Source organism: Streptomyces sp. NPDC038213 (assembly GCF_055600495.1).
This window is the reverse complement of sequence record NZ_JBVJYM010000011.1, coordinates 111,001-126,308: the sequence shown is the minus strand read 5'-3', so window position 1 is coordinate 126,308 and position 15,308 is coordinate 111,001. Positions and strand designations below refer to the sequence as shown.

Sequence of the window (15,308 nt, the reverse complement as noted above, 5' to 3'; positions counted from 1 at the left end):
AAGGAAGTTCGGATCAAGGCGCCGTCGTGATGTTCGAGCATCCGACGGCGCCGCCATGCCCACGGGGTAGTGGACGGCGGAGTGCGGCGGACCGCGTGCCGAGCGCGTTGCAGTTGCCGTTGCAGTTCGCCCCGGATCGGGTACGGTCGTGCGAGGTCCAGACGACGTCTGAGCAGGGGATACGACCCGGAGCGACCCTACGCGGCCGAGCAGTACGAAAACTCGTAATGCGTAGGTCTCGGGTTCGAATCCCGAAGGCGGCTCCATCGAAGCCCCAGGTCGCGTAGCTAGCGACCTGGGGCTTTCTGCTGACCGGGCAATACCTGTACGGCTGGGGAGGCGGGGTGCCTGCGCCCTGCCGGATTCCGGAGCCGTGGAGGCACTGCTCCGGAATCCGGCATCCGGGAGGGCGGCATCCTGTGTCAGGTCGCCTCCACCATCGACGTCACCGGCCCAGGACGCCCCCGAAGTACCCGACTCGGGGCTCATCGGGGGTGCCGACGAGGAGGGCGCGGTCGAGTAGGACGTTGTTGTGCTCGCAACTCGTCTCCGGCAGCATCACGCAGGCGTGGCAGGCCGCCAGGTTGACGCCTCCCGCACCGGATGCCTCGGTCTCCATGCAGAGGGGGTCCGACGAGCACCATTCGGCGCGGTGGACGGCCGAGCGCACCGTACGGCCGAGAGTCTCCGGTTCACCTTGGGCTACCAGGCCTCCGAGGCTGCCAGCCGAGTCGCTCGTCGCCGTGTAGACGAGCACCCCGGCCATGCCGTCGGCTGCGTACAGGCGCTCGCGCAGTGCCGCGGCCGGGTAGCCGGCCTCCAGACTCCACTCGTTGATGAGCACGTGAGCCAGCGTGTGCAGGAGGACCATGCGGGGCGTTGCCGGCGACGGGACGACCCTCTTCGGGTCGTCGGCGCGCTGTTCGAGCACCCGCTGGTGGGCGGTGCGCATCCGCTCGACCCGGGCAGCAACCGCAGCGCTCTCCTCCCAGGCGCCGAGTCGGTCCCCGTCCAGCCTGAGGAATACGCCCTCGCCCCGCACCTCCATGGCCGGGAGCCAGCGCAGGGGACTCTCCGAGAGCGGCACCTCAGGGGCACCGGTCGTCGACTCGGCATCGACGAGCCGGGTGAACGCCTTCAGGGCGCGCACCTCGCGAAGCCTCTTGACCAGCATCGGTCCGGTGACACCGAGAGGGTCCAGCACGCTCTGGTCGCCCAGGGGCGCCTCGCAGACGAACTGCTCGTCGTGGGAGTGGCTGCCCTCCTCGTTGCCCGCGCGGAGGCGCTCGTACTCCTTGTTGCGCAGCGCGAGGTAGCGGTGGTCGGGAGTGGGGGCCGACTCGCCGTCGGGGTCCTCCTCGCGCTCCGCGTCGAGGAGTGCCATCACCTCGTCCAGCGGTACCGGACAAGCCCCTCTGAACGCACCCTTGAGGTAGATCTCGACCTGCTCCCGTGCGTCGTACTCCCGGAGGGCCGCCCAGTGCTCGGCGAGCGGGTCCGATCGGCCGTTGCTCCACGGCGGGATGGAGAGGGCCGACTTCAGCACCGGCTGCCACAACGCCGATGAACCCCGCTGGAGTGTGCGCAGGGCGAGTCCGCACCCGGGAGCCGGGACGGACGCGCTGAGCCACGGGCGGGTTCCCTGACACCGCAGGCCCAGGTCCTTGAGCGCGTTCCTGCGGAAGGAACCCTCCATCGAGACCTCGGGAACCTGCCCGCAGGTGCAGGAGATGAGAATGGAGCGGAGCGAGGACGTGCGCCCCGACGTGCGCATCTTGAGCTTTCCTCCGCACGGCGCCGCCCTCGCGGCGCCGCGGTCCGTTGTGCGGTGCAACCACTCCCGGTACGGGAACTCGCCGAGGTGGCCGGCCTCGCAGGCGACGACGAAACGGGAGGGGACCAGGTCGGCCTCACACGTACCGCAGACGCTCCGCCCGACAGGGGGGGTGAACTCGCGGTGTCGTTGCAGTTCGTTGCACTCGGGGCAGGAGTGCATCAGGGGGAACCGCCGGACCCGGAGACCGTCCCTGCTGGCGTCGTCGGAAGCTGGCGGCAGCCGGAAGAAGTCGACACCGAGCACCCGGGCAAGGCGCCGTTCGTGGATCTTCGGGGACTCCTCCCGGTTCCAGCTCTGCTCAGCCCCGTCGAGTCCGGAGACGATGAAGGACTCGTGGTCGACAGCGATGAGGGATCCGACGCCGTACGTGGTGATCACCTGGGCGCGGCGGACCGCACCGCGCCGCGGAAGGTTGCGGGCGGGTGCAGCGCCGGACGTGCCGGTCCGCTGCCGGCGAGCGGGGGGCGGGGTCATCGTGTTCCCTCCATGAACAGGGCGGTCTCGGCGTCCACATCGCGCAGGCTCCACAGCGTGGGCCACGCCTCGGCGTCCTGGGATTCATCGTCGTACGCCTTCAGGAGCGACGGGGTGCGCCGGCCCCTCTGCGGCTCGAACAGGAGGCCGCTGTGGACATCGGCTTCTGCACACCACCATTCGACGAACTCGTCGAATGCCTGCGCCACGATGTCGGCCTCCTCCTCGGCAACCGCCTTCACGCGGTCCAGGAGGATCGACTTGATCCGGCCCCGGACCACGTGTTCGTACGACTCGACCCGCCCGGCGCCCTCATTGGGCCGGGCAGCCGGGATCATGATGCGGGCGAGCGCGACGATCACTGCGTGGAGCCCCCGGTCCCGGGCCCTGGCGGAGAACGGGGTGACGGAGGTGGACTCGACCTCGCGGTACAGGGCCGAGTGGAAGTGCTGGAAGCTCTCGTAGTGCGAACGGTCCCGGGACCGGGTCGAGTTGAACATGACCGTGACCAGGCCGGGATGCGCGCGGCCGACCCGGCTGGTGGCCTGGATGTACTCGGCGGTCGTCTGCGGCTGGCCCATCACGGCCATGAGGCCGAGGCGGTCCACGTCCACGCCGACCGCGATCATGTTGGTGGCCAGGAGCACGTCCACGGTGTCGTCACCGGGCAGCCGCCGCTCGATGCCCTTGAGGCGGCTGGGGATCTCGCTCGCGTCGATGCGGCTCGTCAGCTCGGAGTAGTTGGCGAGCGTGCGGGCTTCCACCCCCTCGCGCTCGGCGAGTACCTCCAGGTAGGCCACCACGTCGTCGTGGACCTGGAGTTCGGCCGCGGACAGGAGCCGGAGGCTGTTGAAGTAGCCGACGAGGCTCCAGTACGCGTCGCGCACCCCGTCCCCCGCCTTCGCCTGCTTGGCCCGGTGCAGCAGGGTGGCATACGTGCGGATCAGGAGGGTGGACTGGCTGGTGCCCGGGGCCAGGAGGCCGACGTAGCGCCGGCTCGCCTTCCCCTCCCGTGAGGTTTCGACGGCGAACCACGAGTCGCGGGCGTCCAGCCCGGCCGGCGGGAACTGCCGCACTTCGCGGGCGAAGAGGTGGCGGCCCTGATCGGCGGCACGGCGGATGGTGGCCGTGGAGGCGATCACCTTGGGCCGGTCGGCGAGGGCGTCCACTGCCGTCTCGTAGAGCCCCGTGAGCGTCCCCAGCGGTCCGGAGATCAGGTGGAGTTCGTCCTGGACGATCAGCTCGGGGGGCGGGGTTCCCCCCTCCGGGGTGTCGTCGCGGTTGAAGAGCGCGGAGGTCTCCGGGCGCCACGGCATCGACGCGAACTTGTCGACGGTGGCGATCACCAGGGTCGGTCGTGCCGCGTAGACCGCGTCGTCGATCAGATGGACGGGCAGGCCGTCGGTGAAGTCGCAGTCCGCGCCGGGGCACCGGACGTGCATCCGCTGGGCGTCCAGATCTACCTCGTAGTTCCGCGCGTCGAGGCGGGTCCCGCACCAGGGGCAGGCGTGCAGCTGGACGGGGTTCTCGGTGGCGAGCTGCTTGTCGAGATTCCTCTGCAGCGCGTCGAGCTTCTCACCCGCCACAACCAGCTTGTTGGGAGTGGCCGAACGCCCCACCCACATACCGACGGAGAACGCCTCTTCGCCCAACTCGGGGGTCCGGCGGCGCATGCGTTCCATGGCGCAGAGCAGAGTCGCGGCGCGCTCGAACTGCTGGAGGGTGAGCAACCGCAGCGTGTAGCGCATGAGGACGGTGACTCCGCCCCCGTCTGCGCCCTTGCGGATCCTACGCAGGAACGACGTGAAGGCGATCAGTCCGAGGTACGCCTCCGTCTTGCCACCGCCGGTGGGGAACCACAACAGGTCGGAGACCCGCCTGTCGTGGTGCTCGGGGTCGTCGATGCCGGCCAGGCAGAGCAGCACGAAGGCGATCTGAAAGGGGCGCCAGTGGCCGGCGGCCGGATCGGGGGCCCCGATCCGGCCGTCCTTCACCCACTTGCTGCGGGCCCGCTGGTCTGCCATGGCGCGGTTCGCGAGACGGAACGCGTGCATGAGATCGGGCTTGGTCCGCAGCAGCCCGATTCCCTCACGGATCCGGTCGAGAGCCTCGCCGCAGGCCTCCACCTGCTGCTGCGCGGACTTCTCGTAGGCACTGCCCGCCAGAGCGGCCGCCTCGGCCGACTTGCCGTCGATCCAGTGCCCGTAACCCGTGGCGAGATCTTCCAGAGCGGTCAGGACCCCGGCATCGGACTGCTCGGCCAGCCCGAGCATGGACAGGGCGGAGCTGTCGATCTCCGGGTTGGAGTCGGTGAGCAGCACCTCCACAGTGGGCACGAACTGGCTCCGCACCTCCGGGACGGCGGGCGTCTCGGCTTCTGTCATACCGATCGGCTGGGGGGTCCAGTCCCATTCGGCAGCGCATCCGTGGCCGACTGCGAACGTGGGGGCGTGGCGGTGCAGCAACCGGCTCGTGGCGATCTCGGGGTCGTGGGCGGCGGCGGGGGCGGGACGCTCGACGAAGGCGGTGGAGCCGTCTGCGGCCCGGACCGCCAAGCCGCACTGGAAGAGGGAGAAGGCGTCCTGGAGGTCCCGTTCGCCGACGGTCTGGCGATTGATCAGGGTGACCGTGACCGTGACGGTGTTGTGGACCGCATCGGCGGGCCGGACGTTGACATGCAGCAGCGCCTCCGGAGAGAGCTCGATGGTCTTCTTCGGATCCGGCCGGGTCACGTCGATGTGCTGGTCGGGGAGGGTGATCTCCCTGCGCCGCCACTGCTCCCGCTGGTCGGAGGTGGTACGGGCCTCGGCCCGGCGGGCCGGGACGGGCGTGCCGCCGGCGTCGGTGGGCACGTAGACAGCGGCGCGCGCCGAGACCACGATCATGCTGCTCACGGTCGGACGGACCGCGAAGGTCAGGCCCATGGAGGAAGGACGCCTGTCCGCTGAGGCACCCACATCCTGCGCTGTGCCGGACTCCTCGGCCTCTTCACGGGTGAGCAGGGGGGCGGAGTCCAGTCCGGCCTGCTCGGCCTCGTCCTCGTCCTTCCGCGCCTTCGCGGCGCTGTCCGCCGCCCGCGGGTAGAGGACACCGGCCAGGTAGCGGTCGATCGGTGCGTCCTGGGCGAGTACCTCGTGCCGGTCGTCCGGCACGGCGTCCGGGGCGGGGCCGAGGAGCTCGCGGCGAAGCCCCACCAGCAGTTCCCCGTCCCTGACCCGGTAGTGCTCCGCGTGGGGGCCTGCCACCTGTGTCATGAGCGCTGCTCCTCGTAGTCGTCGGCTCTCCGGTACCGGCCGATGCCGGTGATCCGCGGGGCGATCCACACCCCGCGCCCGCCCAGCCCGGCGTTCGTACCGGCGGCGGTGCTGCCCGTCACGGTCTCCAGGGTGTCGATCCGCAGGCCGTGGATCTCGTCGGGCCACCAGGGGTCCCAGTTGCGGTTGACCTTCTGCACCCCGAAGAGATCCTCGCGGAAGCGCTGCGAGGCCTCTCCGATCTCGACGCCGTCGTGCACCAGGGCGTACGGCGGGCTCTCGGACCCGCCCACCGGCAGGTCGTGGCGCTTGCGCAGCAGCACCTCCTGCCCGGACCGCACCCGTTCCAAGAGGTACGCCTGGGCGGCGACGGCGTCGGTCCGGTGGCCGGGCGGGTCGTCGCGGCAGATGTCGCCCGCCCCGGCGACGATCCCGTAGCGGTCGTAGGACCGCCACGATCCGATGTAGCGGCGGCCGTCGCGACGGCCTCCCGCCCGCTTGAAGTGCGGCAGTTCGGGAGGGGCCGCGTGGTACAGGTCCTGGCGGGCGCGGGTCATGGCCACGTACAGGGCGCGGGCTTCGGCGGGAAGGTCCAACTCCTCCCGGTGCTGCTTGTGGAGCTCGGCGGGCGACGGCGGCGTCAGGACGACCACCCGGTCGAACTCCAGGCCCTTCGCGCGGTGCACCGTCGATACGACGATGCGGGCGGTCTCGGGGTCTGCGGCTTCGTCCGGGAACCTGCCGTCGGCGACCGCACGACGCAGCCCGTCCAGGTCGAGGACCCCGCGCCCTGCTCCGCGTGCGACCCTGCGCAGTACCGTCCACAGGGCGGCGGAGTCGGGTTTCCAGGGGAGGGGGATGTCCGAGAGGAGGGTACGGAACCGGTCCTCGGTGAGGCCTGTAGCCTCCGTCCGGCGCAGCAGCTCGGCCACCCAGTACGGCACCGGCCGCTCCTCCAGGGGGCGCCGTATCCGGTGGTCGATGTCGTGGGCGTGCAGCAGTGCGGAGACCACGAGGGCCTGCCGGTTGTCACGGGTCAGGACGGCACAGGTGTCGGAGAGCCCGCGCAGGCCATCCAGGGTGTACTCGTCGCCGAGGTCGCCCATGCCGTTCGCCGGGTCCATCAGGAGATCGCGCAGTTCGTCGTAGAGCCGCTCGGCCTCGTCCGGTCCCGTCACTTGCTGGAGGAGCGGGCCGTAGGGCAGTGCGATGCCGGCCTCGGCCGTAGCCGCCCGGAAGTTCCCGGTGAGACGCAGCTCCACCAGGTCGTCGGGGTAGGAGCAGCGCAGCCAGTCGAAGAACCGGCCGGTCTCGTCGGCGCGTTCGTGCGGGTCCGCGATCTGGAAGCCGTACACGGACTGTGCGGAGTCTCCCACGACGGTGAACCCGCAGCTGTTCTGGTACCGGTCGAGGACCGTCTCCACCAGCTCCCGGCGCCCGCCCAGCAGGTCCTGCACCTCGTCGATCACGATATGGGCCGGGGGCACCGCGTCGTCGATCTCCAGAGCGCCGTCCTCGATTGCGCGGGTCGCGGCCGCGATCCGCGCGTCGAACCCGACCGCACCCCACTCGCCGTCCGGGTGTGCTTGGAGGAGCACCTCGTAGGCCCATGCGTCGAAGGTACGGGCGCGCACCCGGTGGGCCCGCTCCCCGTGCCGGGTGATCCGCTCGCGCAGCTCGCGGGCCGCCGCGCGGGAGAAGGTGAGTACTAGGATCTCGGCGGCTTCCAGCGCCTGGTCGGGGTCCTCGCCACCGCACAGTGCGTCGAGCCGGCGAACGAGGGTGTGGGTCTTTCCGGCACCGGCGCCTGCCGTGACCAGTACACGGGCGTCCCAGGGCTGTTCGACCACGGCCAGCTGCTCGGCGGTCAGCGGAGGACTGTCCTGGTAGGCGTCGGTCACTTCCGGCTCCAGAGGTGCTCGAACTGGGTAAAGGCGAGGCTGGTGTCGAAGTTGGCGATGTTGTCGCTGACGTTGAGGACCAGGCAGCTGTCCTTGCCGCCGTTCCGCGGTCCGCGCAGGCCGCGGCCGATCATCTGCTGGTACACGTTGGTGCTGTACACCGGTCGGGCCACGACCACGGCACGGGTGGCGGGTGCGTCGAACCCCTGGGTCAGCACACCGTAGTTGGTGAGGACCCGGATGCTGCCGCTTCGGAACTTCTCGATGCGGGTGCGGCGGTCCTGTGCACTGGTCGTCGAGTCCACGGCAGCGGCCGGGACACCCCGGTCGTTGAGCATGGCCGCCAGGTACTTGGCGTGGTCGACGGAGGTCGCGAAGAGCAGGGTCGGCCAGTCGTCCGGCAGGCCGGCCACCGAGTCGACGATGCGCCGACTGCGCGTGTGGTCGTCGGCGAGCCGCTGCTCGGCTGAGCGCGAGAGCATGGCCATGCGGTCGGCGTGTGTCTTCTCGTCCTGAGTGAGCTCGATGCGTCCGCCCTCGAGGGTGCGGTGCTCGACCTGCGCGAGCATGCCCCAGTCCTGGAGGTCGCGGTACGGGTCGCCCGAGGGGAAGACGCCTTCGTCGAGCCGCCGGTTGCCGAACCGTCCCACGAGGCGGCGCGTCTCCTCCTCGTTGGTGTTCCGGAACGGGGTGGCGGTCAGGCCGAGCAGGTGCCTGCCCGTCTCGTACTGGGTGAGCCCCAGGTGGCCCAGGATCTCGGTGTACCGCTTGGAGATGGCGGTGTGGGCCTCGTCCACGATCACCAGGGCGGCCTGGCGGAGCCAGGCGTACTGGTCGGTGTCCAGGCACCGCTCCAGCTTGGCGTCGGTGGCGACTACCAGGTGCGGATGGTCGACGATGTCGCCCACCTCGTTGGTGCTCCACAGCCGGCTGATGGTGAGAGGGCGTTCGGCGCCGACCCTGCTCCAGACGAACTTCCAGCTCTGGACGGCCTGCTCGCACAGTTCCTCGGTCTGCGCGATCCACAGCAGCGGGCCCTTGAGGTCGGAGACCCGCTTCACCCAGCGGATCACCGCCTCGGCGGTGACCCGGGTCTTACCGGCGCCGGTCGGTAGCGACAGCATGCCGCGCTGGGGTGCCAACCGGTCGAGCATGGTCGAGATGTTCCGGACCAGGTCCTCCTGGTACCCGTGCAGAGCCGGGAAGTCCCGGGGGCCCTCGACGGTCTCGAACGGCGGCGGGGACGGCGTCCTCGAACCGGCGAACGCGACCGGCAGCCTCAGGTCCGAGACGAATGCGATGGCCGCCGACGAACCGCCGTAGGCGACAGGAGCGTTGGGGAAGCGCGCCTGGATGTCCCTGGCATGCTGCTGGAGCACGCCGTCACCGTGCGCGTTGAACGCCATCTGTGCGATCCGGTGCCCGGTCGGCTCCACACCGCCGGTCGAGTGGAGTTCCGCCTCCATCAACCCCTCGGGGAGACCGCTGCGGAGGGCGTCGGCGCCGATCAGAAGGTCGATTTTGGCCACCACGTCCGTGGCCTCGCGTACCGCCTTCTGCGCAGCCTTCAGCTCGCCGTCGCGTTCCATACGGTCCTGGTGGTCGAGCACCGACCGGCAGCCGGCGGCGCCGAGGCCCAGACCGAGCTCGCGGTCGATCAGGCGCAGCATCGGCTCCGGGGCCAGGGGAACCCGGACCTTGACGGTGCCGTCCTGACGCACGGCGTCCAGGGGGGAGGCGTGCGTGCCGTTGGGCGTACGGGTGACCTCTTCCAGTTCGGTGCACCGCTGCACCGTGCTGTTGCGGTTGCCGCTGTTCAGACGCTGCCGCAGGGCGGGGAACAGCTCGACGAGCGGAACGGGGTCGCCCACCGGTACTTCCCGGGTCTCCAGGCTGATCACGTCGGCGTAGCGGAGCATGCCCCACTTCTCGACCATCAGCTCGGCGTCGCCGGTGGTCGGCACGAGCAGCGCCGGGAGCTGCTCGGCGCGCAGCGCCTGGTACTGGGCCGTGCCGACGGCGACGGTGATCTCGCCGTCGGGCCGGGTCTCCCAGGCGTCTCCGATCCGGCACCGGGTGAGGGAGTCCTCGGGGAAGTCCGCGCCGATGCGGGTCAGCATCACGTACGTGGCACCGACGAAGGAGTCGTCCGCGCTGCGGGACACCTCGTCGAGGAGTGCGTCCCAGCGGTCGGCGGGGACCTCGTCGACCGTGGTCGGGAGCCGCAGCCTGCGAGCCTTCTCGGGGGAGATGTCGGCGACCGGCAGCACGTCCCGGTAGTCGGCGAGCTGCGGTCCGACGGCCTCCTTGACCGGCTTGATCCCCTGGGAGGTGGCGGTCGTGCCGAACTTCCTCAGCATCCATCGGATCGGCGAGGGCACGGCCTGACGCGTGGCGGTCTGTGCACCGATCTGGCGTGTCCAGTTGTCCACGACGGCGTCGTCGGGCAGCACCTTCAGGAAAGCGGCCCGGGACTCCTCGGACAGGGCACGGAAGAGGTGGAGCGGGCCGCCGATCGCGGCGCCCTCGACCTTCATCCGGCTGAGCGCGGGGCGCGGGGAACGACTGTCCAATCCGCGCAGGTAGGCGGCGTGGAGGGCTTCGCGGTACTCCACGAACCACGCTTCGTCCTCCTGGGGGCGGACCCCGCCGGACGGTCGTTCCTGCAGGCCGACCTGGGAGAAGAAGGGGGTGTCGTCGGAGTGGAACCCCATGTCGACGGCGATGCCGGGGTCGCGCGTCGCATCGGCCACGGCACCCGGCAGCATGCAGTCCCCGACCGGCCGGAACCGGCCGTCGGCGGTGCGCACGCGGAGCACCGTGCGCGGAGTGGACACCTTCTCCAGGACCGTGTGGGCCAGCCGCCGCACCCCCGCCTGACGGAACAGCTCCCAGAAGCGCTCCCAGTCAGAGTCGCCGTAGTGGTCGAAGCCCTGGTCCAGGACGCTGACGAACCTGCCCTCGACGTCGGCCTCCCGGATACCCAGGACGTTCAGCGCGTGGGCCAGCGAAGGGTCCTGGGAGAGCCTGTCGTCCACGTACACCAGGGTCTCCCGAAGGCCGTTCCGGGTCGCACGCCGGAACACCTTCCCGTGCACGGGAGCGACGAGCCCGTGCTCCTCGGTGAGCACGATGCGGGCCCTGCGGGCCTCTTCGGCATGGGCCGAACGGCTCTCGACCATGTCTGCGAGGATGCGGACGGCCACTGCCGACGCCTCGGGGGTCCCGGTCCCGACCAGGGCCTCCAGCCATTCCCGGACACCGGTGCGCTCGTGCCCGGCCGCAGCGATGATGTGCTCGACCTTCCCGGACCGCAGGGCGTCCGCCTCGGCACTCGGGTGCAGCCAGTCCGAGGGGCGTCCGGGGCACTCGTGCCACATCCGCAGCCACCTGGACAGCCTCTTCAGGTCCTTGTCGAGGCGCGGGTGGATCTTCAGCGTCGCCGGGACGCGCAGTACGCCGTCCTGGTCGGGCAGCGCCGGACGGTCGGCGGTGCGGGCCCAGATCTCGCGGGTCAGGAACTCGTCGGCCCAGCTGACCGCCTCCTTGGTCCGGCCGGGCAGCAGGGGGAGGTAGGCGGCGGGGTCCTCTTCGGGTGCCAGGGCAGGGAGGGCGTCGACGACCAGCCTCGCCGACATCCGGATCATTTCCTGGTTGAAAGGGGAGGAATCCAGGAGGTTCTGCCTGTCCTCGTTCGTCTTCCAGGCGCCGTTGAGGATGCCGCTCAGCGACATCTCGTACTTGGTAGGGAAGAAGGACCAGAACCTGCCGCGCCCGCGTGATCGCGGGCTGACGTGGAGACCGCTCTCCGGGTCTTTCTCCAGGGCGGGGACAGCCCAGGCGAGGTCGAGCGAGAGCCGGTCGTGCAGTTCGCCGGCGTCCGCACGGGCACCGGGGCCGGGTTCGTGGGTGGTGGTGAACACGCGCCACCGGTCGCTGGCGACGGACTTCCCGGTCCGCTCCTCAACCAGGGTGTGCAGGTCGCCGACCCGCTGGGCGGTCAGTGTCCGGCGGGCCACGGGCCGCGGCCGGCGGTCCTCCAGCACCACCTTGGCGACATGCGGCGAGAAGAGCTGGAAGCCGGTCGGGAACTCCTCGCGGGGTTCGCCGTGGTCCTTGCCGCGCCCACCGTGCATGTCCCGGCCCAGCCGGTCGTCCGCCTTCGGGAGCAGGGGCAGGCGGACGACGGTGGTGGCCCAGCCCAGCAGCTCGTTCAGGACGTGGTCGGAGGCGCGCTCGGCCTGCACGTCCAGAGGGCGGGCCATGCGCAGCACGGGGGCGTCGAACCCGGTGCCGTAGCGTGCCGTCACGCCGGGTACGGCGCTGATCTGTTCGTACGACCAGGCGCGGTCGAAGCCGAAGCTGCCGGTGCTGCTGAAGAATTCCGGTGCGTCGGTCACCACGAGAACCGATTTTACGCCCACCCCGAATCGCCCGATCTGGCCGCCGCGCTTCTTCGACATGCTCATTCGGAGAATTGTCTCAGCGCCTTCCGGGGTGACCGGGTTCCCCTCGTTTGCGCAGTACAGATGGGATTCGGTGAGAATGACGCAAACCCGCCCACCCGCCCCGTCAGACATTTCGTCAGCCGCGTTCTGAACAAGCTCGAAAAGCTGGCGGTCGCCGTATCCTCCCTGGGTGATACGGCGCTCTCCGTTGGCGTGTTCGGCCACAAGGCCGGGATCCACGGCATACGTCTGCAGGACACGCGAGGACTGCTCGATGACGGTTTGAACGACCGAAGAGGACAATGACGGCACTACTTCTGCGCTCCTGGTGTCGAGATTTCTGGACGGAAGGGCGAACGACGGGCCGGCGCGCCCGTCGTTCGCCGTGCCGGTGGGCGTGGATTTCCACAGTGCCTTCGCGGAGGGGAGGGTTCGCGGTGAAGGCGCTGTTTGTTGCGATACCGAGACTTCAGGCCTCTGACGTGCTGAATCAGGCCGGGGGACGGACTACTCCCGGGCGTCCGGCAGGCGCTGGGCCGCCTTCGCCAGGACGGGGAACCTCCCTGCGAAGACCTCCTCCGACAGTCCGTAGCCGTCGAGAATGTCGCGGACCGCGTCCCGGCTTTCAGCCGTCCAGACGGCCAGCTCGAATGCGCTCGACTCCCGGTGCGAATCCAAACACTCGCTGTCCTGCTCGGTCATTCAGTCCACCTTAATGTGGTTGCATCATGCAGCTATAAAAGGGATGTGTGGATACACGTCCCCCGTGGAGCGAGATGGAGCAAAATTAGGTCGACCCCCGGTTTTGATGGTCAACAATAGGCGATGGGGGATTCGCCTCTACAGCTTTGTTGCGGGTGGGGCGTTTCCGTTGCTCTGCGGGTGAATTCCGGGCAGGGGGCGAGATTCTGGGTTTGGGCAGACTTCTCCCAAGGTCGCCCGGCTTCCCGTTTCGGGATTTTGCGAGCGAGATGGGAAGCCCATCGCATAAAACATTACCCGGCGCCCAGTCGGCGGCGCAACCTCCAACTCCGCTTCCTCTGGCTAAAATTGAGTGCCCGTCACGCGGAGATGGTGCAGAAGGTGTGGAGATCTGGACATTTGGGGCAAGTTGGACAGCAAGCTTTAGCGGTCTTGCGGGTCGAGCCCGATCAACTTCTGGTTGACGTCGACGTCTCTGTCAAATTAGCCTCGTGGCCGACGCCGTGTACACCTGGCACGGCACTGGAGAGAGCGGGCGGTGCATGGAGACAGGCGAGGAGTTCGGGCCCTGGCTTGCCCGACAGCTCAAGCTCGCGGGGAAGACGCAGGCCGACCTGGCTGACGAGCTCGGGCTCACCCGGGCCGCCGTGTCCGCGTGGATCACCGGCAGGTCGACTCCCCGTCCGACCGCCATGACGGAGATCGCCAGGGCGCTCGGCACGGATGTGGGTACGGTCCACACCCGCACCACGGACACCCAGGCCGGCCTCCCCGTCACCTGGTACCACCGTCCCGGCTACCCCGACGGCGGCCGCGACCTCGGCAACGCCGCCGCCTTCGCCTTCGATGCCGACGTGCAGGTCCTCGCACGGGAGACGTGTCAGAACAGCCTGGACGAGCGGCTTACGGAGAACGGCCGCCCCGTCAGGGTCCGCTACACCCTGCACGAGCTCACCGGCGACGCCCTGGAAGCCTTCCGCGAGGCCGTCCTCTGGAACGACCTCTTCCCGCACTACGCCGCTGTCTCCGAGGCCGCCGGAAGCCAGAAGGTCGGTCGGGTCGTGGACGCCGGAGTGCGCGACATGTACGAGAAGGGCCGCTTGATCCTGCTGCGCGTCGACGACTACAACGCCTCCGGGCTGATCGGCGACGACTACGCGGACGGCAAGTTCGCCGCCGTTGTCAGACGCCAGCTGGAGAGCCTCAAGTCCGGTCCTGGGGCAGGCGGGTCGTACGGCTTGGGCAAGGCGACGCTGTGGGCCACCAGTTCCCTAGGCCTCGTGCTCATCAACTCCACCCTCTCCGTACCCCACGAGGGCCGCACCGAACGACGGGTGATCGGCCGCCTTGAACTGCCCTGGCGGGAGGTCGACGGCGAGTCGTACGCGGGCCCGGCCTGGTTCGGGCGCCCGGACCCCGACTCGCCCGGGGCCGCGGTCGCCCGCTCCTGGTGGGCGGACGAGGAGACCGTCGAGAACCTGCACCTGGCCCGGGAGGGCGACGAGCCCGGCACGTCCTTCCTCATCGTCGGTGCGCACGACGTGGCCGGCCTCGCAGCGGACTCCTCCGAGTCCGAGGACGCATTCACCGGTGACGAGGAGGGCGTTGAGGACACGCGCGACATCAGCAGGATGCACGCCCGGCTCGTCGAGGCGCTGGGGCGCGACTTCTGGGCGGCGATGACGGGTGGCGGCGGCAGGCTCCCGCTCCTGGAGGTCTCTGTACGGGCCCTGCGCAACGGCAGGGAGGTCGTGCCGGAGCAGCAGGTGGACCCGTCTGCCGAACAGCCGGCGCGTACCCGTGCCCTGAGGGCGCACTACGAGGGGACCACGGTGGACCGGCTCACCGAGGCCGGGCAGGTCGCGGCGCGGACCGTTCCGCTGAAGCTGCCGCTGTCCGGGGGCGCCCACGGGACGCTCGGCACACACCAGGCGGTCCTGCTCGTCACGGAGGCCGAGGGGGACAGGGACGGGGCGAAGAACCGCATGCACACACTGCGCGGCAACCGCATGACCGTGAAGAAGACCCCAGTCCCGAGGCTGCCGAGCAGCACGAACCCCTTCCAGGCCGTTCTGCTGGTCGGGGAGGCTGCGGGCGGGACCGCCCCCTTCGCGAAGGAGGCCGAGGACTTCCTGCGTGCGGCGGAACCTCCCGAGCACGACCGCTGGGGGCAGACGGAGGAGCTGACCCTGCGGTGGTCGCCGTCCGCGTACCGGCGGATCAACGCGCTGACCGCCGAGGCCAACAATGCGGTGAGAGAACTCGTGGCACGGCCGAAGCGCGGCAGCGGCGAAGGCGGGGAAGCCCTGCGCAAGGCGCTGACGGTGCGGTCGCGGCCCAAGGCCAAGACACCCGCCGGCCCGGTGGTCCCCGTCCTGGACGGGCTCGACGCAGTGGTCGGCGACGCAGGCGAGTGGCAGATCACCGGTGAGGTCGCGATCTCGCGCGGCGACGAGATCGTGCCGATGGTGCCGGTGGCCCAGCTGGACGTGCGCTCGGGGGGCCGCCCCCGCCTGGACTGGGCGGAACTGGTGGGCGTCGAGGGCTGCGAAGCAGTGGACGGAGTGCTGCTCTTCGCACCCGGCGTGCGGCGTGCGAAGTTCCGCGGTACCACCGACGTCACCAGCCACCCGGTCAGGACCAGCCTCACCCGGCTCGTGGTCGAACTCCGCGCCGGCAAGGGGGAATGACG

The 15,308-nt window shown here is 70.0% G+C and carries 6 protein-coding genes; 1 reads left to right on the top strand and 5 read right to left on the bottom strand.

What is annotated here, in order from left to right:
- Positions 1-445 precede the first annotated feature (445 nt).
- From drmB to ACZ7JZ_RS18200, 5 genes are all read right to left on the bottom strand, one after another.
- On the bottom strand, positions 446-2,311 hold the full coding sequence (drmB, locus tag ACZ7JZ_RS18220; protein ID WP_470940045.1) for a DrmB family protein: 1,866 nt from the start codon (positions 2,309-2,311) through the stop codon (positions 446-448).
- Positions 2,308-5,565, bottom strand: coding sequence for a helicase-related protein (locus ACZ7JZ_RS18215; protein WP_470940042.1), 3,258 nt, complete (start codon positions 5,563-5,565; stop codon positions 2,308-2,310). Before ACZ7JZ_RS18215 ends, drmB begins: the two co-directional genes overlap by 4 nt.
- The gene (locus ACZ7JZ_RS18210; protein ID WP_470940039.1) at positions 5,562-7,466 is read right to left on the bottom strand and encodes a UvrD-helicase domain-containing protein; all 1,905 of its coding nucleotides are present in this window, start codon (positions 7,464-7,466) and stop codon (positions 5,562-5,564) included. The genes ACZ7JZ_RS18215 and ACZ7JZ_RS18210 overlap by 4 nt, the downstream gene beginning before the upstream one ends.
- The gene (locus tag ACZ7JZ_RS18205) at positions 7,463-12,226 is read right to left on the bottom strand and encodes a DEAD/DEAH box helicase (RefSeq protein WP_470940036.1); all 4,764 of its coding nucleotides are present in this window, start codon (positions 12,224-12,226) and stop codon (positions 7,463-7,465) included. The genes ACZ7JZ_RS18210 and ACZ7JZ_RS18205 overlap by 4 nt, the downstream gene beginning before the upstream one ends.
- 195 nt (positions 12,227-12,421) lie before the next feature.
- Positions 12,422-12,616, bottom strand: coding sequence for a hypothetical protein (locus ACZ7JZ_RS18200; protein WP_470940033.1), 195 nt, complete (start codon positions 12,614-12,616; stop codon positions 12,422-12,424).
- Positions 12,617-13,158: 542 nt separating this feature from the next.
- On the opposite strand from ACZ7JZ_RS18200, the gene ACZ7JZ_RS18195 reads away from it, so the two are divergent.
- Positions 13,159-15,306 (top strand): helix-turn-helix transcriptional regulator, encoded by a 2,148-nt coding sequence (locus ACZ7JZ_RS18195; RefSeq protein ID WP_470940264.1) that lies wholly within the window; start codon positions 13,159-13,161, stop codon positions 15,304-15,306.
- Positions 15,307-15,308 lie beyond the last annotated feature (2 nt).

Bases quoted from the DNA above. Each gene is read 5' to 3' on its own strand.
- drmB (WP_470940045.1), bottom strand. From the start codon at position 2,311: ATGACCCCGCCCCCCGCTCGCCGGCAGCGGACCGGCACGTCCGGCGCT.
- ACZ7JZ_RS18215 (WP_470940042.1), bottom strand. From the start codon at position 5,565: ATGACACAGGTGGCAGGCCCCCACGCGGAGCACTACCGGGTCAGGGAC.
- ACZ7JZ_RS18200 (WP_470940033.1), bottom strand. From the start codon at position 12,616: ATGACCGAGCAGGACAGCGAGTGTTTGGATTCGCACCGGGAGTCGAGC.
- ACZ7JZ_RS18195 (WP_470940264.1), top strand. From the start codon at position 13,159: ATGGAGACAGGCGAGGAGTTCGGGCCCTGGCTTGCCCGACAGCTCAAG.